Source organism: Roseicyclus mahoneyensis (assembly GCF_003148775.1).
Taxonomy (GTDB): domain Bacteria; phylum Pseudomonadota; class Alphaproteobacteria; order Rhodobacterales; family Rhodobacteraceae; genus Roseicyclus; species Roseicyclus mahoneyensis.
This window is the reverse complement of record NZ_QGGW01000001.1, coordinates 478,714-497,724: the sequence shown is the minus strand read 5'-3', so window position 1 is coordinate 497,724 and position 19,011 is coordinate 478,714. Positions and strand designations below refer to the sequence as shown.

Genomic DNA, 19,011 nt, shown 5'->3' with positions numbered 1-19,011 from the left:
CCAAAGCGTTACGAAAACAGGTCGTGGCACAGTTCCAGCGCCTCGATCAGCACATCCACCTCGCCTACGGTGTTGTACATGCCGAAGCTCGCGCGGCAGGTGGCCGTAACGCCCAAATGCTCCATCAGCGGCCCGGCGCAATGCTGGCCCGCGCGCACCGCCACGCCCTTCTTGTCAAGGACGGTCGAGATGTCGTGGGCATGCGCCGCACCCTCCAGCGTGAAGGAAAAGATCGCCCCCTTGGTCGCCGAATTGCCCTGCACGTTCAGCCAGTTCAACCCGTCGAGCCGCGCGCGGGCATAATCCCTAAGCCGCGCCTCATGGGCGGCGATATTCACCATCCCCACGCCCATCATGTAATCGAGCGCTACGCCCAGCCCGATCTGCTGGACGATGCCGGGGGTGCCCGCCTCGAACTTCATCGGGGGATCGTTGTAGATCACGCGGTCGCGGTGCACCTCGCGGATCATGTCGCCGCCGCCGATGAAGGGGCGCATCTCGGCCATGCGGGCGGATTTGATGTGGATCGCGCCGGACCCGGAGGGCCCGTAAAGCTTGTGGCCGGTGACGGCGTAGAAATCCGCCCCCAGCGCATCAAGGTCGAGGGCCATGTGAACAGCTGCCTGCGAGCCGTCGAGCAGCACCGGAACGCCCCTCGCATGGGCCGCATCGATCACGGGCTTCACGTCAAAGACGGTGCCCAGAACGTTCGACATGTGCGACATGGCCACCAGTTTCGTGCGCGGACCGATGGCATCGATCATCGCCTGCGGGTCCAGATCGCCATTGGCGTCGACCTCGACCCATTTCAGCACCACGCCCTGCCGTTCGCGCAAGAAATGCCAAGGCACGATATTGGCGTGATGCTCGGCAATGGTCAGCACGATCTCGTCGCCCGCCTGCATCCTGGGCATGGCCCAGCCATAGGCGACAAGGTTGATCCCTTCGGTCGCCCCGCTTGTGAACACGATCTCGTGCTCGTCCTTCACGCCCAGAAACCGAGCGATGGTGCCGCGCACGCCCTCGTATTTCTCGGTCGCCAGCGTCGACAGGTAGTGCAGGCCGCGATGCACATTGGAATATTCCTGCGCATAGGCCTGCGTCACCGCGTCGATGACCACCTGCGGCTTTTGCGCGCTTGCGCCATTGTCGAGATAGACCAGCGGCTTGCCGTTCACCTGCCGTGACAGGATCGGGAAATCGGCGCGGATCGCTGCGATGTCATAGCTCATTCAGACCGTCCCGAAGGTGATGCCGAGCATGGTGAGAACCAGGCTCAGGGAAACAAGGATCGCAAACCCCGACAGCAGCGTCATCACGAAGACCATCCCCAGCGACGTGAAGCCGTGCAGCGTCGCGATGAAATTGACCAGCAGCCACAAAAACAGACCGAGCGCCAGAATGGTGATCAGCCCGGCCACCGGTGGGATGAGAAGCAGTGCGGCCAGTTGCACCACCTGCACGCACAAAAAAATGAACTGCAGCCAAACGATCAGCAAAAGCGCCTCTTCAAAGCGGCCGGTGCCGCCGAACAGCCGCCCGATCTGCGTGATCGCATGGGCCATCATGTAGAGAAGCGCCGCCTGCAAGCCGCCCATGACCACCGCCGAGGACCCCATCGGTCCCGTCAGCGGCCCGCCCTGCGGTAGCCCCGCCAGCAGGTAGAGCAGATCGCCCAAGAGCATCGACAGCACGATCACCAGCGCAAAGGCCAGCCACATCGCCTGACGCGGCACGCCGAGGCTCAGGACTGTCTCGGCCCCTTCGCGCGGGTTCGACACCGTGTCGCGCGCCATGCGCAGGAGCGGTACGAGGCTGAGAAGTCGGGTCATGGGCCGGTGTCCGCCTCGGGTTCGCGTTGCGCCTCGCGCAGCGACATGCCCCAGATGGCCAGAAAGGCAACCAGCAAGATCACCCCTGCGACGGTCTGCGCCGGGCCGGGCCCGACGAATCCCGCGACAAGGCCATGGAACAGCCATGCGGGCGATGTGGCCAGAAGCGACCAGAACAGCGCAAGACGGGCCGAATACCACGTCCCGCGCCCGCCCAGGATCCTAGCCAGCAGATGCGTGATCGCGGCCACCGCATAGGCCGCCAGCGGCCAGATCATCATCATGGCGAAAAAGGTGATCGACAGCACCGCCTCGAGCGGCGGCGCGCCCTCGGGGGCAAGATAGGCCTCGCGGCTCAGGCGCGGCCATTGCGCAACGAAGATGACGAAACAGGCCGCAATAAGGACCGCCAGCGCCCGATCCTCGCGGCGGCCCATGGACAGCAGGCGGCGCATCACGGCGCCGGGGTGCCGCCATGTGGCCACGATATCGGTTGTCACCGCCATGGATCAGCCGCGCCTCCGCCGCTCCAGCCACAGCTGCAACCGCGTGCGGATGTCGTCTTGCAATGTGGCGTCCTCGATCTCCTGAATCGCCTCGTCGATGAAGGCGAGCACCAGCAGGTCGGTCGCCGTCTCGCGCGGCACACCTCGGGCGCGCAGGTAGAAGAGCGCTGTTTCATCAATCGCCCCCGTGGTCGAACCATGCGAGCATTTCACGTCATCGGCGTAAATCTCCAGCTCAGGCTTGGCCTGAAACGACGCTTCCTCGTCCAAAAGCAACGCTTGGCTGATCTGGTAGCCGTCCGTCTTCTGCGCGCCGGGCTTGACCAGAATCTTGCCCTGAAAGACCCCCTCGGCCCCGTTCCGAAGCACCTTTTTGAACACCTGACGGCTTTCGCAACGGAGCGCCCCGTGGGTAACAAACACCGTGTCGTCGTGGTGGAAGGCCTGCAGCTTGCCGTCGCCCATCGCCGCACCCGCCACATGGGCGCTGGCGTCATCCCCGGTCAGCTCGATCACATGCTCGTTGCGCGTCATCACCCCGTTCACCGTAAGGGTGAAGGATTTGTAACGGCTTTCCGCCCCCAGACGCGCGAACATGTGGGTCGCGGCGCGGCGTTCGTGGTCGCGCCCCTGCGCGCGCACATGGTGGAACGCGCCGCGGTCGGCGACGCTGATCTCCATGCATTTGTTGAACCGCGCGGCGGCAGGCCCGTTCTCGAGGATGGTCAGCTCCGCCCCCTCCTCGACCCGCACGACATGGTGCAAGATCGCATCCGAGGTCTCGGAGCGGTGCAAGTAGACAAGGCTGATGGGCTTGGCCGCCTTGCCGACTGCCCGGATCACCAGACCGTCGGTGGCAAAGGCCGTGTTCAGCGCCGCCAAGGGCCGGGCGACCGGGGTCTGTCCGGCGGTTTCCAGCGTGCCGTAAAACTCGCGCGCCCAGTGGATGTCGCGGGCCATGGCATCGGCCAGACGCTCGATCTCCACCCCCTCGAGGCTCAGTTCGTCGGATTGCTCCGCATCGAAAACACCATCGACAAAGACGATGCGCAGCCGGTCCACCGCATCGAAAAGCGGCGCTTCGTCCTTGGCCTCGAACAAGGCTGCGCGCGGCGCGGCCACCTGCGTCAGGCTGTCGGGGTTGGTGAATTTCCAGTATTCATCGCGCCGTCCGGGCAGGCCCATCACGCGCAACCGCGCCAAAGCGTCCGCGCGCGCGGCCATGCCCCAAGCGCCACCTTTCGGCAGCTCAAGCGCGGCGATCCGGCTCTCCGTCAGGTCGGGTTTCGGCTGTGCCACCGCCATCACGCCACCTCGGCAAGGATGTCGGCATAGCCGTTTTGTTCGACCTCAAGCGCCAGCTCCGGCCCGCCCGTCTTGACGATGCGGCCATCGGCCATGATGTGGACCACATCAGGCCGGATGTGGTCGAGCAGGCGCTGGTAATGGGTGATGACAAGGAAACCCCGACCCGCGTCGCGCAGCGCGTTCACGCCATCGGCCACCAGTTTCATCGCGTCCACATCAAGGCCCGAGTCGGTCTCGTCGAGGATGCACATCTTGGGTTCCAGCATCGCCATCTGCAGGATCTCGTTGCGCTTTTTCTCGCCGCCCGAAAAGCCGACATTGACCGGGCGCTTGAGCATTTCGGCGTCGATCTTGAGCGCCTTGGCCTTTTCGCGCACCAGCTTGAGGAAATCGCCCGCGCTGACCTCTTCCTCTCCGCGTGCCTTGCGCTGCGCATTCATCGCGGTACGCAAGAAGGTCATGTTGCCCACGCCGGGGATCTCGACCGGATATTGGAAGGCCAGAAACAGCCCCGCCGACGCGCGTTCCTCGGGCTCCATCCCCAGCAGATCCTCGCCCTCCAGCGTGGCCGTGCCATCCGTCACCTCATAGCCGTCGCGGCCCGACAGGACATAGGACAGCGTCGACTTGCCCGAGCCGTTCGGCCCCATGATCGCATGGACCTTTCCGGCCTCGACCGTCAGATCGACACCCTTGAGGATCTGCTTGTCCTCATCTTCCAGTTTCACATGCAGGTTCTTGATGGTCAGCATCACTCACATCCTTCTGTAACGTCTTGGGCGCGCTCTTATGCCTGCGCTGCCAGTTTCATCGGTTTGCCCTGCCGTGGCAGGCGCGCGACATAGGCCGCCGCCGCGCCTGCGTCGATCGCATCGCGTGCGATCAGCAGGTCGAGACAGCGCGCGGCCACATCGAAGCTTTCGATCACCGCATCGCACAAGATCGCCATGTGCTTCAGCGCTTCGGTGTCGATCAGGTCAGGATGACGCAAGCAGCGCAGGAACACCGCGTCGCCGTCGAGCAACTGGTTGTCATGGGCGGTCTTTTCCAACCTCGTGGCAAGCCCGCCCCGCAACGAGAAGCCCTTGAGAAAGGAGAATTTGTGCAGGTCGAAGCCATGGCCCCGCAGCACCCGCATCTGGTCGTCGATCAGCGGCTGATCCTCGTAAAGCGGTACGAAACCCACCTCGGTGATCACCGCCAGTGCGGTGGCGAGCTTGGCCGCCGCCCCTTCGAACACCTGCAGCTCGCCGCCCTGCACGTCGATCTTCATCAGATCGAAGGGCGGCACGTCGTCCAATTCGTCGAGCCTGTGGGTCTCGACCGTGATTTCCTCGATCACGGTGCCGGGGCTGGCGAAACGCTGGAAAAACGCGGCCGTCTGCGCATCGGGCCGCAAGAGCGAGGTGAGCGAGGCCGCCTTGGTCACATGGAGCGTGGCCGGTCCACCCGTCCCGATGGCGTAAGGCAGGTAGGTTTCCGTGGCGCTCTGCGCGAGGCGTGCGAAGGCGCGCGGCTCAGGCTCGAACCCCCAGACCTCGCAATGGCCCGCCGCAAGAAGGCCCGCATAGGGATTGTCGTTGATCGGATTCGCGCCCACCTCGACCACGCGCGTGCGGCGCACGGGGGCCAGAAGGGCCACCAGCGCGTCGAGCCTGTCTCGATCGAAATCCTTGCCCATTCCTTGCGCCCGTCAGTCCAGCGTCACGGCGGTGCCGGAGGCCGACACCATGAGCATGTTGTTGATCACCTCATAGTCGAGATCGACGCCCACGACCGCACCAGCCCCCATGGCGCGGGCGCGATCCTCCATCTCGGACAGCGCGGTGGAACGCGCCTTGCCCAGTTCCTCCTCATAGGCGCCCGAGCGCCCGCCGATGATGTCGGTGATCCCCGCAAAGAGATCGCGGAACACATTGGCGCCGAGGATAGCCTCGCCCACCACGATGCCGTGGTACGTGCTGATGCGGCGACCCTCGATGGAGGGGGTGGTGGTCACGATCATGCGCCGCCCCCTTGTCCGCTGCGGCCCCCGCGTTGCGCGGACTTTCTAAACAGATCGACCAGCGCGACGGTCAAGGCACCCCAGATGACGAACAGGAAAAACCCGAGGACAATTTCCGCCCGTTCGGCCAAACCGGCCTGAAGCCAGCCCTGCGCGACCAGCGCCTCGACGATCTCGTCATGGGCGATGGAAAGAAGGAACACGATGATCAGTGCCAGCGACAGGACAGTGGCCTGCGTCGCCTCACGCGACCTGCGCCATGTCATGCGGATGGGCCCGCGCATCGCACCCGGCCCTATGCCGTCACCTTGGGTCATCAGCCGACAGATCCCTCAAGGCTGATCGCCACCAGCTGCTGCGCCTCCATCGCGAATTCCATCGGCAGGGCCTGCAAGACCTCACGCGCGAACCCGTTCACGATCAGAGCCACGGCCTCTTCCTCGCCCATGCCGCGCGAGCGGCAGTAGAACATCTGGTCATCATCGACCTTTGAGGTCGTCGCCTCATGCTCCACCCGGCTCGAGTTGTTCTTGACCTCGATGTAGGGAACCGTGTGCGCCCCGCACTTGTCGCCGATCAGCAGACTGTCGCACTGGGTATAGTTGCGGCTGTCCTTGGCCTTCGGGTGCATCGAGACAAGACCGCGATAGGTGTTCTGCGCCCGGCCCGCGCTGATGCCCTTGGACACGATACGCGACTTGGTGCGCTTGCCCAGATGGACCATCTTGGTTCCGGTGTCGGCCTGCTGGGCATTGTTGGCGATGGCGATGGAATAGAACTCGCCCTGACTGTCATCGCCGCGCAAGATGCACGACGGGTATTTCCAGGTGATGGCCGAACCGGTTTCCACCTGCGTCCACATCACTTTCGACCGGTCGCCCCGGCAATCGGCGCGCTTGGTGACGAAGTTGTAGATGCCGCCACGGCCTTCCTCGTCGCCCGGATACCAGTTCTGGACCGTCGAATACTTGATCTCGGCGTCATCCAGCAGCACCAGTTCCACCACGGCGGCATGCAGCTGATGCGTGTCGCGCTTGGGCGCGGTGCAGCCCTCAAGGTAGGACACATAGCTGCCCTTGTCGGCGATGATCAGCGTGCGTTCGAACTGGCCGGTATTCTCGGCGTTGATGCGGAAATAGGTCGACAATTCCATCGGGCAGCGCACGCCGGGCGGGATGTAGACAAAGGACCCGTCGGAAAAGACCGCTGAATTCAGTGTGGCGAAATAATTGTCGGTGATCGGCACGACCGAGCCAAGGTACTTCTTGACCAGCTCCGGATGCTCCTTGATCGCCTCGGAGATGGAACAGAAGATCACGCCTGCCTTGCGCAATTCCGCCTGGAAAGTGGTGCCGACGCTGACACTGTCGAACACTGCATCGACGGCCACCTTGCGACCCTCGGCAGGCGCATCCTCGGCCCCTTCGACGCCTGCAAGGATCAATTGTTCCTTCAGCGGGATCCCGAGCTTCTGATAGGTCGCCAAGAGCTTGGGATCGACATCGTCAAGCGATTTCGGCTTTTCCGCCATGCTCTTGGGGCGGGCGTAGTAGTACTGGTCCTGATAGTCGATGGGCGGGTAGTTCACCATCGCCCAAGTCGGTTCTTCCATCTGCTTCCAGCGCTTGAACGCCTGCAGACGCCAGTCTGTCATCCACTCGGGCTCGCCGTTCTTTTCCGAGATGAGGCGCACGATGTCCTCGTTCACGCCCTTTGGGGCGTAATCCATCTCGATCTCGGTGTTCCAGCCGTATTTGTACTTGCCGCCGACCGCCTGCACCGCTTCGACCGTCTCGCGGTCGACGCCGTCCTTGACCTGCGTGTCAGTGATCTCGCTGTCGAGGGCTGTCATCGTCGTCTCTCCCGTCCTGCCGGTTTGTCCGGCGCCTGCGTGGCGGGGTCGGCCCCGCCTGTCGTCTCACCGCCCGCGTCGGGCAAACCGTTCATGGGCCGCAGCCCAGGCTTCGGCAAAGGAAAGGACCTCCGCCTCGGTCGTCTCTGGCCCCAGCGAGACCCTGAGCGCGCAAGACGCCTCGGTCTCCGAATAGCCCATGGCGCGCAACACCGAACTGGCCTTCACCTTGCCCGAGGAACAGGCGGACCCCGCCGATACGGCAAAGCCCGCCAGATCCATCTGCATCACCTGCGTCTCACCCTTCCATCCGGGCGTGATCATCAGGCTGGTGTTTGGCAACCGCGCGCCATCTTTCCCGACAAAAATAGTATCTCTTGCCGAATGGTCCAGAGTCTTTTCTAGAATATTTCTAAGTTTGGCAACCCGGTCCCAAACACCGGATTCAAGATCTTGCGTGGCAGCCTGGGCCGCAGCCCCAAATCCGGCAATGCCGATCAGGTTCTCCGTGCCGGACCTGCGCCCCATCTCCTGCCCGCCGCCCCGGATGCGGGCCTCCACATCCAGACCGCGCCTGAGGATCAGCGCCCCGATTCCCTTGGGACCCCCGATCTTGTGGGCCGAGACGAAGGCCATATCGACGCCCGACCAGTCGAAGGCCACAGGGATCTTGCCGAACCCTTGCGTCCAGTCGCTGACGGCCAGACCCTCGGGCAGGTCCTGCACAATCCCCGTCTCGGAATTGGCCAGCTGCAACGTGCTGGCCGCTGGATCGCTCACAGCCACTCGGCCCAGCCCATCGACCTCCAGATCCTCCTCCACCCACGCGCGCACCGCGTCATGTTCTATCCCGGCGCCATGCAGGCCCCGCCCCGCCAACGCCAGCGCCGCCGCCTCGGTCGCGCCCGAGACAAAGACGATGTCGGCCGCCTGCGCGCCAAGCGCCTCGGCCAGTTGGCTGCGCGCGCGTTCCATCACCGCCTTGGCCGCCCGTCCCTCGGCATGGACAGAGGAGGGGTTGCCCACCAGATCCATCGCCGCGACCATCGCCGCGCGCGCTTCACGCCTCAGGGGCGTCGTGGCATTGTGATCGAGATAGACCCGCGCCATCGCGTCCCCGCTTCATCTTTCCAAAAATATGCACGCCACCACATCGCCAGAAGCGGGCGGCCAAGGGATCAGCCTTCGTCGACAACCTCGAAGAGCGTCGGCACAGCGGGGCACGGCGTCAGCCCGTTCTCCACGACATCCGACAACCGCGTCTGGTGCAAGAAGACATAGACATGCGCCGACAGGCTTTCCCACAGCCGGTTGGTCATCGACTGCGCCCGGCTGCCCGAGACCCCGCCCGAGGCCCCCGCCCCGGTGTGCAGCGCACTGACCGTCTCGTCCACGGCGGCAAAGATCTCGACCACCCGGATTTCCGAAGCCGGTCGCGCCAGCCGGTAACCACCGCCCGGGCCCCGGACCGAGTCGACCAGTTCTGCGCGGCGCAGCTTGACGAAAAGCTGTTCAAGATAGGGCAAGGAGATATCCTGCCGCTTTGACAGTTCCGACAGTGATACCAGTCCGTCGCCCTTCTGCAGCGCAAGGTCTGCCATGGCGACCATGGCATAGCGCCCTTTGGTGCTCAGCTTCATCGCGGCCCGACCCCCTGCAAAGATTGACCTTTCCGATCGGCGCGCTTAACTGCGAAACGACCCGGGTTCCGCCACATGGCGCCGGACGGAATTTAATTGGTTCTAGGGAGCGCCCCCTGCCCCGTCAAGCAGGCCGCCGCCCTTGCCGCGCTTGAGGAGAACGTGTTTGCCCGAGGTGATTTTCCCCGGCCCCGAGGGCCGGCTCGAAGGCCGCTACCATCCGCAAAAGGCCAAGGACGCGCCCATCGCCATCATCTTGCACCCGCATCCGCAATTCGGCGGCACGATGAACAACAGGGTCGTCTACAACCTGCACTACGCCTTTCACAAGATCGGCTTCACCGTGCTGCGGTTCAACTTCCGAGGCGTCGGCCGCTCACAGGGCGAATACGACCAAGGCATCGGGGAACTCAGCGATGCGGCCTCGGCGCTGGATTACCTGCAGGCAATGAACCCCAATTCCAAGCATTGCTGGGTCGCGGGCTTTTCTTTTGGCGCCTGGATCGGGATGCAGCTCTTGATGCGCCGGCCCGAGATCACCGGCTTCATCTCGGTCAGCCCGCCCGCCAACATGTATGACTTCAGCTTCCTCGCGCCCTGCCCGGCTTCGGGCCTTGTCATCAACGGCGCGTCCGACCGCGTGGCCAAACCGCAAGATACCCGCATCCTCGTCGACAAGCTCCATGAGCAAAAGGGCATCACCATCACCCATCAGGAGGTCGAGGGCGCCGGCCATTTCTTCGAGGACCCGCACATGGACCCGATGATCGAGAGCGTGCAGACTTATGTGCGCCGCCGCCTGACCGAATCCTCGCGCTGAGGCCTGCAGATGAGCCGCATCGCCGAAGACCTCGCCGACAAGCTGGCGCTGGACACGATCAAGGCCGCCGAGGAACTGGGCGACGATCGGCTGATCGAGCAGATCGCGCAAGCGGTCGGCGCGTCGTCGCCCACGACCGAGGAACTGTTCCGCACCGCCGTGCGCGTCCGCATCGCCGAGGCGCGCGCGCGCAAGATTCTGGCCGAACGGCTGGCCAAGGCACGCACCGCCCCGCCGGCGACCTGACCCGCAGCAAGATCGCCTGACCGCGCTGAGGCCGACGAGATCCGCGTCCTTGGCCCCGATGGCGCGGCGATGCTTTTCAACCAGACGTTTGTGCGGAGGAACGGTAAGGCCGCCTCAGGCGCGCGCGGCGGGGGCAGACCCCGCCGCAATCAAGCCTGTCCGCGTTTCAGTCCAGCGCCTCGACCAGCACCAGATCCCGCTCGGACGCACCCTGCGCATGGCTCAGCGCCTCTTGGTAAGTTGCGCTCTCATAGCAGGCATTGGCTGCCTCAAGACTTGGAAAACGGGCCACCACGTTGCGCGGATGGGCGCGGCCTTCCTTCTGGATGGCACGACCACCACGGGCAAGGAAGGTGCCGCCGTGTTCAATGATGGCTTGCGTCGCCAGCGCCGCATATTTTGTATAGGCCTCGTTGTCGCTGACAGTCACATGGGCAATCCAATAGGCACCGGGCATCGTTCAAACTCCCTTGAGAACGGTTTCGGCGGCCGCGATGGCGGCCGAGACATTCGCGGCATCCCTGCCGCCACCTTGGGCGAAATCGGGACGGCCACCGCCGCCCTTGCCACCCAGCTCCTCGACCGCCGCACGCACAAGGTCCACAGCCGACAGGCGCCCGGTCAGATCCTCGGTCACGCCTGCGGCCACCGCAGCCTTGTCGCCGGTATCGGCGATCAGCAGCACCGCGCCCGATCCGATGCGCGCCTTGTGCTCGTCGATGAGGCCCGCCAGATCCTTGCCCGTCACACCCGTCAAGGCCTGCGCGTGGAAGGCGATACCGTTCACCTGCCGCGCCTCTTGTGGCGCTTGGCCGGCCCCACCCGCCATGGCCAGCGCGCGGCGCAGTTGCGCCACTTCGTTCTCCAGCTTGCGGCGCTCATCGAGCAGGCTTTCCACCCGCAGCGGCAGGTCATCACCGCTGGTTTTCAGCGTCTCTTCCACCCGCGACAGCGTCTCGTCGCGCGTGCGCAGCATCGCCATGGCGGCGGCCCCGGTCAGCGCCTCGATCCGGCGCACCCCGGAGGCTGATGCCTGTTCTGCCGTGATCGCGAAAAGACCGATGTCACCCGTCTGGCGCACATGTGTGCCGCCGCACAGTTCCAGCGAATAGGTTTGGCGGTCCGCCCCCTTGCCCGATCCGGGCAGAGTGCCCATCGACACCACGCGCACCTCGTCGCCGTATTTCTCGCCAAACAGCGCCTGCGCGCCCAGATCACGCGCGGCATCTGGCGTCATGATCCGCGTTTCCACCGGTGCGTTCTGGCGGATGAAGGCGTTCACCTCGGCCTCGACCTGCGCGTATTCCGTGCGGGTCAGAGGCTTGGCATGGCTGAAGTCAAAGCGCAGCCGGTCGGGAGCGTTCAGGCTGCCCCGCTGCGCCACATGATCGCCCAAGGCGCGGCGCAGGGCCTCATGTAGCAGGTGTGTGGCGGAATGGTTGGCCCGGATCGTGGCGCGGCGGTCGTGGTCCACCTCCAGCTCCGCGCCCTGCCCCGGCTTCATCTCGCCCTCGGCCACCTCGGCCATGTGCAAGAACAGGCCCGCGACCTTTTTCGTGTCCGTCACGCGGGCAAGGCCCGTGGCGGTGCGGATCATGCCGGTGTCACCCACCTGCCCGCCCGATTCCGCGTAGAACGGCGTCTGGTTGACCACGATAGCAAGGGTCTCGCCTGCCTGCGCCGCAGCGACGGCCACGCCGTCGCGCACCAGGGCCAGAAGCTGACCTTCGGCCCGTTCGGTGTCGTAGCCCAGGAACTCTGTCGCCCCATGCGCCTCGGCCAGATCGAACCAGATCGCGGCATCGGCCTGTTCGCCCGTGCCCGACCATGCCGCGCGCGCCTTGGCTTTTTGTTCTGCCATGGCGGCGTCGAAACCGTCGGTATCGACCGACCGGCCCTTTTCGCGCAGCGCGTCTTGCGTCAGGTCGAGCGGGAACCCGTAGGTATCATAAAGCTTGAAGGCCGCAGCCCCGGGCAGCGCCGCATCCGCGGGCAGCCCCGCCATTTCCTCGTCCAGCAGCTTCAGACCGCGATCAAGCGTGGTGCGGAACCGTTCCTCCTCAAGCTTGAGGGTCTCGCTGATCAGCGCCTGCGCACGGCCCAGTTCCGGATAGGCCTGCCCCATCTGCTGCACCAGCGAGGGGACCAGCCGGTGCATCAGCGGATCTTGCGCGCCCAGCAGATGCGCATGGCGCATCGCGCGGCGCATGATCCGGCGCAGGACATAGCCGCGCCCCTCGTTGCCGGGCATGACCCCATCTGCGATCAGAAAGGAGCACGACCGCAGGTGATCGGCGATCACCCGGTGGTGGACGTTCTTGGGGCCGTCGGGGTCCACGCTGGTGGCATGGGCCGAGGCTTCGATCAAAGCGCGCATCAGATCGGTGTCGTAGTTGTCGTGCTTGCCTTGCAACAGCGCACCGACCCGTTCCAGCCCCATGCCGGTGTCGATCGACTGCATCTGAAGCGGCACCATGGTGCCATCGGCGAATTGCTCGTTTTGCATGAAGACGACGTTCCAGATCTCGATGAACCGGTCGCCATCCTCGTCCGCGCTGCCCGGCGGGCCGCCCCAGATGTGGTCGCCATGATCGTAGAAGATCTCGGTGCAGGGGCCGCAGGGCCCGGTGGGGCCCATCTGCCAGAAATTGTCAGAGGTCGCGATGCGGATGATCCGGTCCTCGGGCACGCCGACCTTCTTCCAGATCTCGAAGGCCTCATCATCGGTGTGGTAGACCGTCGTCAGCAGACGCGACTTGTCGATCCCGAAGTCCTTCGTGATGAGCTCCCACGCATAGGGGATCGCGGCATCCTTGAAATAGTTGCCGAAGCTGAAATTCCCCAGCATCTCGAAAAACGTGTGGTGGCGCGCAGTATAGCCCACATTGTCGAGGTCATTGTGCTTGCCGCCCGCGCGCACGCATTTTTGCGCGGTCGTGGCCCGCACATAATCGCGGCGTTCCACCCCGGTGAAGAGGTTCTTGAACTGCACCATCCCCGAATTGGTGAACATCAGTGTCGGGTCGTTGCGCGGCACCAGCGGGCTAGAGGCCACGACCTCATGACCGTTGCGGCGGAAATACTCGAGGAAAGTGCTGCGGATGTCGTTGAGGCTGGCCATCGGGTCTCGCGCTGGTGTGGGCTGTCACGTGTCGGAGACCGGATGTATCCCCGCACCCGCCCCCTGTCCACGGCCCGCACAGCCCACGACGAAAAAAGACGGCCCCAATGGACCGTCCTTATCTGTGCAGTCTGTGCATCAGGCGCTGCGTGGACCGCGTCGAGCGGTCGGCCTTACGTGTCCGGGTCAGTCGTCGACCATGTCCATGGCGCTGTCCTCGTCGCCACCGGAGATCCCGAAATCGAGCCCGTGAGAGGCGCGGATCTTGTCCTCCAATTCCAGCGCGACGGCGGGATGGTCGCGCAGGAACTGCTTGGCGTTCTCGCGCCCCTGACCGATCCGCTCGTCGCCGTAGGAGTACCACGACCCCGATTTCTCGACGATGCCGGCCTTCACGCCCATGTCGACCAGTTCGCCGGTCTTGGAGATGCCGTCGCCATACATGATGTCGAATTCCACCTGCTTGAAGGGTGGTGCGACCTTGTTCTTGACGACCTTCACGCGGGTCTGGTTGCCCACAACCTCATCGCGATCCTTGATCGAGCCGATGCGGCGGATGTCGAGCCGGACGGAGGCATAGAATTTCAACGCGTTGCCGCCTGTCGTGGTCTCCGGGCTGCCGAACATCACGCCGATCTTCATCCGGATCTGATTGATGAAGATCACCATGCAGTTCGAGCGGCTGATCGACCCGGTCAACTTGCGCATCGCCTGAGACATCAGGCGAGCATGCACACCGACCGAGCTGTCGCCCATGTCGCCCTCAAGCTCCGACTTGGGTGTCAGCGCGGCAACCGAATCGACCACCACAAGGCTGACCGCGCCCGAGCGCACCAGTGTGTCGACGATCTCAAGCGCCTGTTCGCCGGTGTCGGGCTGCGAGATCAGAAGCTCATCGAGGTTCACGCCCAGCTTTTTCGCATATTGCGGGTCGAGCGCATGTTCGGCGTCAACAAAGGCGCAGACGCCGCCCTTTTTCTGTTCTTCGGCCACCACATGCAGCGTCAGCGTGGTCTTGCCCGAGCTTTCGGGCCCGTAGATCTCGATGATCCGCCCCTTGGGCAGGCCGCCGATCCCCAGCGCGATATCGAGGCCGAGCGAGCCGGTCGAGGTCGACTCGATATCCTTGAGGACGTTGTCGCCCCCAAGCCTCATGATGGAGCCCTTGCCGAACTGGCGTTCGATCTGGGCCAGCGCGCTGTCGAGCGCCTTTTGCTTGTCGGCTTGTTTGCGGTCGGTCATGTCGAGAAGATTTGCCGTTGCCATTGCGTAGGGCTCCCTTATTCCACGTTGCAGGCATAGCGGCAACGGGATGCTCGTGTTCACCTCTTGTTCCCGATCACTCATGCAAACAAAACGCGAACACTTCAAGTAAATTCTTGTCTCCCTGCAGTTTTCGCGAGATTGGTTAAGGACGGGTTACCGCAGACGACCTGCCGCGAGGAATTCTCCATGTTGTTGTTCTGGAAGGCGAAACTCGTGCTGCTGGCGGTGCCCAAGACGGGCACGACAGCGCTGGAAGAGGCTCTACTGCCTCATGCGGATGCGGCGATTCTCAACCCGCCCGAGAAAAAGCATGTCACCGCCCGGCGCTGGCGCAACCAGTTGGCGCCGTTCTTCGAGAACAAGGGCGGTCGGCGGCTGGAAACGATGGCGGTGATCCGCGAGCCGGTCGACTGGCTGAAAAGCTGGCACCGCTACCGCGCCCGGCCCGAGATCGCGGGCAGCGAGACCTCTACGGCCGGGATCGGCTTCGACACCTTCGTCGAGGGGTGGCTGGCCGATCCAGAGCCGGAGTTTGCCCGCGTGGGGCGACAGTCACGCTTTGTCTCGGATGCAGGGGGCAAGGTCATCGTCGACCATCTGTTCCGCTACGAGACGCTCGATCTGGCTATTGGCTTTTTGGAGAACCGGTTGGGACAAAAGCTGGAATTGACGCAGCGCAACGTCTCGCCCCACACCGAGGTGACGCTGGCGCCAGAGACCGAAAAGCGCCTGCGCCATGAAGCCGGGGCAGATTTCGCGCTGTGGGACAGCCTCGCGCCGTAGGCCTCAGTGCAATTGGCGCTGCACCGTCTCGGTCAGGTCGGTCAGCGAAAAGGGCTTGGCCAGAAACACCGAATTGGGGATCCCGATGGAGCCATTTTCCAGTTGCTCCTCGGCATAGCCCGAGACGAAAACCACCTTGACGCCGGGCCGCCGCTCCAGCGCCTGCCGGACCCATGACGGGCCGTCCATGCCGGGCATGACCACATCGGTGACGAAGAGATCGACGGCCAGTTCGGCATCCTCCAGTTGTGACAGCGCATCCTCCGCGCAATCGGCCTCGATCACGGTATAGCCCCTGAGCCGGAGCGCACGCGAGGCGAAGGCGCGCACAGGCGCCTCGTCCTCGACCAGCATGACCACGGCCGGGCCATCGGTGGCGCGCAGCGACATCGTCGCGCCGGCCACCGTGTCGGCGTCGGCGCAAGGTGGCGCGGGGCTTGCCACTTCGGGCAAGGCGACAGGGTCCACTGCGGGCAGGTCATAGGCCGGACAGTAGATGGTGAAGGTGCTGCCCACGCCAACCACGCTGTCCACAAAGATATAACCGCCGGTCTGCTTGACGATGCCGTAGGCCATCGACAGGCCCAGTCCCGTCCCTTCTCCCACGCGCTTGGTGGTGAAGAAAGGCTCGAAGATGCGCGTCAGCTTGTCGGGCGGGATGCCATGACCCTGATCGCGCACCCGGATCGTGACATAGCGCCCGGCCGGCACCTCGGCCCGGTCGCGATACATCGGTTCCGTCAGGCGCACCACGCGCGTCTCCACCCGGATCTCGCCGCCGTCGGGCATGGCATCGCGCGCATTCACCACAAGGTTCATGATCACCTGGTCGAGCTGCCGCCGGTCGGCCCGGATCGGCAAGAGGGCCGGGTCATGGCTGAGCGTCAGGCTGATCTTTTCCCCCACCAGCCGGTTGAGCAGATGCGTCAGTTCCCCCATCGTGTCGCGCAGGTCGAGGATCTCGGGCTCAAGCGTCTGTTTGCGCGAAAAGGCCAGCAATTGCCCGACAAGCGCCGCCGCCCGGTTGGCATTTTGATTGATCTGCACGAGATCGGCATAATCGGGATCGCCCTGGTCATGGCGCAGCATCAGCAGGTCGCAATGCCCGGTGATCGCGGTCAGCAGGTTGTTGAAGTCATGCGCCACGCCGCCCGCCAGTTCGCCGATGGCCTGCATCTTCTGGCTTTGCACGAATTGCTGTTCCAGCGTCTTGAGCTCGGTCGCGTCATGCAGCACCGCCAAGAGCGAGGGGCCGGTGGCATCGGTGATCCGGCTCAGCGTGATCTGTACGAACAATTCCTGATCGCGTCTGCGCGCGCGGACCACCTCGGAGCGGTCGGGAATGCGTTCGGCCAGCGTGTCCATGACCCAGTCGTTCACCGGGCGCCCCAGCCCTTCGACGAAGGCCGACAGCGTGCCGGAGGCATCGGGCGACATGTCGAGCAGCTGTTGCGCATGGCGGTTGGAGGCCAGAAGCCGCCCGTCCGACCCGATGTGCAAAAGCGCGACCGGCAAGGCCTCGAACGCACGCGCGGCGACCGAGGCCGCGGGTGGTTCGGACAGGCCGGGCACGGCATAGACCTCGCGCCGGCCATCGCGGGCCGCCACCACCACCGGGATCACCTCGATCGGGCCCGTGGTCGCCTTGAGACGGATGCGGCGGCCCGCAACGATGGGAACCTCGTCGAACACGTCATCGAGCGCGGTGGCCCGGCGTCCGAGCACATCGCGCATTGCGGCGTTCATCGACAGAACCGTGTCGGATTGGCTGACCACCATCATCGGCAGGCCGATCCCGTCCCCCGCATGATGCGCGGCCGTGCCCTGATCGTCGATGCGCCAAAACACCCCCGCCCCAAGGTCATGGGCCGTGAGCCGCACGGTGCCGCGCGGGGTTATGACCGTTTCCTGCGCCGATTTGCGCCGGTCAAGCGCGGTCTCGTGGCGAAAGACCACAGCCGAGGCATTGGGCAGCATCCCCGAGATGGCACGCGCCATGGACTGGCCTGACCGATCGCCAAAACGGCGGATGGCGGCGTCGTTCTGGCAGACGATCGCACCACCGGGATCGGTGCAGAAACAGGGGCTTGGATCATGCTGCATCAGGCCCAACGCGGCGCGCAGGTTCCCCCTCAGGCGCCGGACTTGCCGGATCCGGCGCAGGCTCAGCAGCAGGCCTGCCGAGAACAGGCCCCCCGAGATCGCCCATAGCGCGACGGTCCAGGGCGGCGCCAGCGGACCGCCAAGGATGGCCCCCATCGCCGCGAGAACCCCGCAGCCGATGATGACGACAGGTTGCATCCGCGCTCGCATGCCCTCGCCGATCAAACGTCGCGTGGTTTCGGCCTCATCTGTCACAAGGACCCCCATCATCGCGCCAGACGCGCATGGTTTTGACCATGTCTAGCCATGCAATGGTTAAACGAAGCTTAAAATACCACAAATCCGGTGGGATGGTGCGGGCAAGCTCAGGCGGGCGCGCGCAGGACGGCGTGAAAGAACCCGTCCGATGCCGAAAGCGGCGTGTCGATGCCGGACCGATCCAGCCACCAACCGGCATGACGCGCGATAAAGGCGTCGACCTGCGCTTCGTTCTCACGTCGAAAAAGCGAACAGGTCATGTAGACCAACTGCCCCCCCGGCAGGACCAGCGGGGCGGCCTCGTCCAGGATGGCGGCCTGCATCTGCTCAAGCTCCGCCAAGCGGGTCGGGGTCAGCCGCCATTTGGCCTCCGGATCGCGCCGCCAGGTGCCACTGCCCGAACAAGGCACGTCGCACAGCACCGCGTCGAAGCGACCGGCCGATGCAAGCTGAGAGGGCGCAAGGATCGGGATATGCACGCCCGCCCGCTCAGCCCGCAGGGGCAGGTCGGCCATCCGGCGCGGTGCGGCGTCATGGGCCAGAACCTGCGCCGCACAAGCGTCTGAGATGGCCAGCGCCTTGCCCCCGCCGCCCGCGCAATAATCAAGGATGCGCCCGCCGGGCCAGTCGACGGCAGCCAGCGCCAGCTGCACCGAAAGATCCTGCGGCTCGACCCACCCCTCGGCATAGGCGACGGAAGATTTAACCTGTCGGGCCCCGGATGCCACCTCAAGCGCCGTCTCCACCCGCGGGTCGGCGATGGCCTCCACACCGTCGGCCGAAAGGCGATCGATCGCCACGGCACGAGTGCTCCGCCGCCGGTTGACCCGCAGGTAAAGCGGAGCGCGATGGCGGAAGGTGTCAAGCAGAGCGGGCAAATCCCCCCCAACCCGGTCATGCAACAGCGGAACGGTCCAGCCGGGCACGTCAGCGACCGCCTCGGGGGTCGCACCCGCCACCCCCTCCGCGTCGCTCAGGGCTGATGGTGCATGAGCGGCACCGGTAAAAAGCCCCGCAGGGTCAATGCCTTGCAGTCGCAACATCCCAAGGATCAGCGCCCGCCCGGTTTCGCCACCACCTAGCGCCGCGCAGCTGCCACGCGCGCGCAGCACGTCATAGACGTGATCGCGCACCATGGCCCGGTCGCCCGACCCGGCATAGCGCGCACCGCGCCCCCAATTGGTCAAGGCCTGCTCCACGGGCACCCCGGCAGACCATTGGTCCAAGACGCCGATGGCCGCCTGAAGCCGCGCCCCGGGGGTCATACACTT

19 protein-coding genes are annotated in these 19,011 nt (G+C 64.8%); 3 read left to right on the top strand and 16 right to left on the bottom strand.

The features are described 5' to 3' along the window. Positions 1 to 8 precede the first annotated feature (8 nt). The 11 genes from C7455_RS02495 to iscR all read right to left on the bottom strand — a co-directional run bounded on the left by C7455_RS02495 (position 9) and on the right by iscR (position 9,143). Positions 9 to 1,232 (bottom strand): cysteine desulfurase, encoded by a 1,224-nt coding sequence (locus tag C7455_RS02495; protein WP_109665023.1) that lies wholly within the window; start codon positions 1,230 to 1,232, stop codon positions 9 to 11. Then, a complete protein-coding gene (locus C7455_RS02490) occupies positions 1,233 to 1,832 on the bottom strand; it encodes a Yip1 family protein (RefSeq protein WP_109665020.1) in 600 nt (199 codons plus the stop codon). Next, the gene (locus tag C7455_RS02485; RefSeq protein WP_109665018.1) at positions 1,829 to 2,338 is read right to left on the bottom strand and encodes a YIP1 family protein; all 510 of its coding nucleotides are present in this window, start codon (positions 2,336 to 2,338) and stop codon (positions 1,829 to 1,831) included. Before C7455_RS02485 ends, C7455_RS02490 begins: the two co-directional genes overlap by 4 nt. A gap of 3 nt (positions 2,339 to 2,341) precedes the next feature. Continuing rightward, positions 2,342 to 3,643 (bottom strand): SufB/SufD family protein, encoded by a 1,302-nt coding sequence (locus tag C7455_RS02480; RefSeq protein WP_109665015.1) that lies wholly within the window; start codon positions 3,641 to 3,643, stop codon positions 2,342 to 2,344. After that, positions 3,643 to 4,398 (bottom strand): Fe-S cluster assembly ATPase SufC, encoded by a 756-nt coding sequence (gene sufC / locus C7455_RS02475; RefSeq protein WP_109665013.1) that lies wholly within the window; start codon positions 4,396 to 4,398, stop codon positions 3,643 to 3,645. Before sufC ends, C7455_RS02480 begins: the two co-directional genes overlap by 1 nt. Positions 4,399 to 4,433: 35 nt before the next feature. Continuing rightward, positions 4,434 to 5,327 (bottom strand): FkbM family methyltransferase, encoded by an 894-nt coding sequence (locus C7455_RS02470; protein ID WP_109665010.1) that lies wholly within the window; start codon positions 5,325 to 5,327, stop codon positions 4,434 to 4,436. Between the two features lie 12 nt (positions 5,328 to 5,339). Further along, a complete protein-coding gene (locus tag C7455_RS02465) occupies positions 5,340 to 5,651 on the bottom strand; it encodes a heavy metal-binding domain-containing protein (protein ID WP_109665007.1) in 312 nt (103 codons plus the stop codon). Next, positions 5,648 to 5,968 (bottom strand): hypothetical protein, encoded by a 321-nt coding sequence (locus C7455_RS02460; protein WP_146199908.1) that lies wholly within the window; start codon positions 5,966 to 5,968, stop codon positions 5,648 to 5,650. Before C7455_RS02460 ends, C7455_RS02465 begins: the two co-directional genes overlap by 4 nt. Beyond that, positions 5,968 to 7,503, bottom strand: a complete 1,536-nt coding sequence (gene sufB, locus C7455_RS02455; protein WP_109665002.1) for a Fe-S cluster assembly protein SufB — start codon at positions 7,501 to 7,503, stop codon at positions 5,968 to 5,970. Before sufB ends, C7455_RS02460 begins: the two co-directional genes overlap by 1 nt. Before the next feature lie 66 nt (positions 7,504 to 7,569). Further along, positions 7,570 to 8,613 (bottom strand): cysteine desulfurase family protein, encoded by a 1,044-nt coding sequence (locus C7455_RS02450; protein WP_109664999.1) that lies wholly within the window; start codon positions 8,611 to 8,613, stop codon positions 7,570 to 7,572. 68 nt (positions 8,614 to 8,681) lie between these two features. After that, positions 8,682 to 9,143 (bottom strand): Fe-S cluster assembly transcriptional regulator IscR, encoded by a 462-nt coding sequence (iscR, locus tag C7455_RS02445; RefSeq protein WP_109664996.1) that lies wholly within the window; start codon positions 9,141 to 9,143, stop codon positions 8,682 to 8,684. Between the two features lie 166 nt (positions 9,144 to 9,309). On the opposite strand from iscR, the gene C7455_RS02440 reads away from it, so the two are divergent. Then, positions 9,310 to 9,963, top strand: a complete 654-nt coding sequence (locus C7455_RS02440; RefSeq protein WP_109664993.1) for an alpha/beta hydrolase — start codon at positions 9,310 to 9,312, stop codon at positions 9,961 to 9,963. A 9-nt stretch (positions 9,964 to 9,972) separates the two neighbouring features. Continuing rightward, positions 9,973 to 10,209 (top strand): hypothetical protein, encoded by a 237-nt coding sequence (locus tag C7455_RS02435; RefSeq protein WP_109664990.1) that lies wholly within the window; start codon positions 9,973 to 9,975, stop codon positions 10,207 to 10,209. 166 nt (positions 10,210 to 10,375) lie between these two features. On the opposite strand, the gene C7455_RS02430 is transcribed toward C7455_RS02435, so the two are convergent. The 3 genes from C7455_RS02430 to recA form a co-directional block, all read right to left on the bottom strand. Beyond that, positions 10,376 to 10,666 carry a DUF1330 domain-containing protein gene (locus tag C7455_RS02430; RefSeq protein WP_109664987.1) on the bottom strand — a complete coding sequence of 97 codons (291 nt, stop codon included), beginning with the start codon at positions 10,664 to 10,666 and terminating at the stop codon, positions 10,376 to 10,378. A 3-nt stretch (positions 10,667 to 10,669) separates the two neighbouring features. Then, complete coding sequence (gene alaS, locus C7455_RS02425; protein WP_109664985.1) at positions 10,670 to 13,330, bottom strand: alanine--tRNA ligase; 2,661 nt, start codon at positions 13,328 to 13,330, stop codon at positions 10,670 to 10,672. A gap of 186 nt (positions 13,331 to 13,516) precedes the next feature. Then, positions 13,517 to 14,596, bottom strand: a complete 1,080-nt coding sequence (gene recA, locus C7455_RS02420) for a recombinase RecA (RefSeq protein ID WP_109664982.1) — start codon at positions 14,594 to 14,596, stop codon at positions 13,517 to 13,519. A 186-nt stretch (positions 14,597 to 14,782) separates the two neighbouring features. Between recA and C7455_RS02415 the strand changes: the two genes are divergently transcribed. Then, on the top strand, positions 14,783 to 15,379 hold the full coding sequence (locus tag C7455_RS02415; RefSeq protein ID WP_109664979.1) for a sulfotransferase family protein: 597 nt from the start codon (positions 14,783 to 14,785) through the stop codon (positions 15,377 to 15,379). 3 nt (positions 15,380 to 15,382) lie between these two features. Here the strand turns inward: C7455_RS02415 and C7455_RS02410 are convergent, their stop codons facing one another. Both C7455_RS02410 and C7455_RS02405 read right to left on the bottom strand, forming a co-directional pair. Then, complete coding sequence (locus tag C7455_RS02410) at positions 15,383 to 17,752, bottom strand: ATP-binding response regulator (RefSeq protein WP_245904191.1); 2,370 nt, start codon at positions 17,750 to 17,752, stop codon at positions 15,383 to 15,385. Positions 17,753 to 17,847: 95 nt separating this feature from the next. Further along, positions 17,848 to 19,005 carry an RsmB/NOP family class I SAM-dependent RNA methyltransferase gene (locus tag C7455_RS02405; RefSeq protein ID WP_109664976.1) on the bottom strand — a complete coding sequence of 386 codons (1,158 nt, stop codon included), beginning with the start codon at positions 19,003 to 19,005 and terminating at the stop codon, positions 17,848 to 17,850. Between the last annotated feature and the right edge of the window lie 6 nt (positions 19,006 to 19,011).

Bases quoted from the DNA above. Each gene is read 5' to 3' on its own strand.
- sufC (WP_109665013.1), bottom strand. From the start codon at position 4,398: ATGCTGACCATCAAGAACCTGCATGTGAAACTGGAAGATGAGGACAAG.
- C7455_RS02465 (WP_109665007.1), bottom strand. From the start codon at position 5,651: ATGATCGTGACCACCACCCCCTCCATCGAGGGTCGCCGCATCAGCACG.
- C7455_RS02480 (WP_109665015.1), bottom strand. From the start codon at position 3,643: ATGGCGGTGGCACAGCCGAAACCCGACCTGACGGAGAGCCGGATCGCC.
- iscR (WP_109664996.1), bottom strand. From the start codon at position 9,143: ATGAAGCTGAGCACCAAAGGGCGCTATGCCATGGTCGCCATGGCAGAC.
- C7455_RS02435 (WP_109664990.1), top strand. From the start codon at position 9,973: ATGAGCCGCATCGCCGAAGACCTCGCCGACAAGCTGGCGCTGGACACG.
- C7455_RS02430 (WP_109664987.1), bottom strand. From the start codon at position 10,666: ATGCCCGGTGCCTATTGGATTGCCCATGTGACTGTCAGCGACAACGAG.
- alaS (WP_109664985.1), bottom strand. From the start codon at position 13,330: ATGGCCAGCCTCAACGACATCCGCAGCACTTTCCTCGAGTATTTCCGC.
- C7455_RS02490 (WP_109665020.1), bottom strand. From the start codon at position 1,832: ATGACCCGACTTCTCAGCCTCGTACCGCTCCTGCGCATGGCGCGCGAC.
- C7455_RS02415 (WP_109664979.1), top strand. From the start codon at position 14,783: ATGTTGTTGTTCTGGAAGGCGAAACTCGTGCTGCTGGCGGTGCCCAAG.
- C7455_RS02485 (WP_109665018.1), bottom strand. From the start codon at position 2,338: ATGGCGGTGACAACCGATATCGTGGCCACATGGCGGCACCCCGGCGCC.
- sufB (WP_109665002.1), bottom strand. From the start codon at position 7,503: ATGACAGCCCTCGACAGCGAGATCACTGACACGCAGGTCAAGGACGGC.
- C7455_RS02470 (WP_109665010.1), bottom strand. From the start codon at position 5,327: ATGGGCAAGGATTTCGATCGAGACAGGCTCGACGCGCTGGTGGCCCTT.
- C7455_RS02410 (WP_245904191.1), bottom strand. From the start codon at position 17,752: ATGATGGGGGTCCTTGTGACAGATGAGGCCGAAACCACGCGACGTTTG.
- C7455_RS02495 (WP_109665023.1), bottom strand. From the start codon at position 1,232: ATGAGCTATGACATCGCAGCGATCCGCGCCGATTTCCCGATCCTGTCA.
- C7455_RS02460 (WP_146199908.1), bottom strand. From the start codon at position 5,968: ATGACCCAAGGTGACGGCATAGGGCCGGGTGCGATGCGCGGGCCCATC.
- C7455_RS02450 (WP_109664999.1), bottom strand. From the start codon at position 8,613: ATGGCGCGGGTCTATCTCGATCACAATGCCACGACGCCCCTGAGGCGT.
- recA (WP_109664982.1), bottom strand. From the start codon at position 14,596: ATGGCAACGGCAAATCTTCTCGACATGACCGACCGCAAACAAGCCGAC.
- C7455_RS02405 (WP_109664976.1), bottom strand. From the start codon at position 19,005: ATGACCCCCGGGGCGCGGCTTCAGGCGGCCATCGGCGTCTTGGACCAA.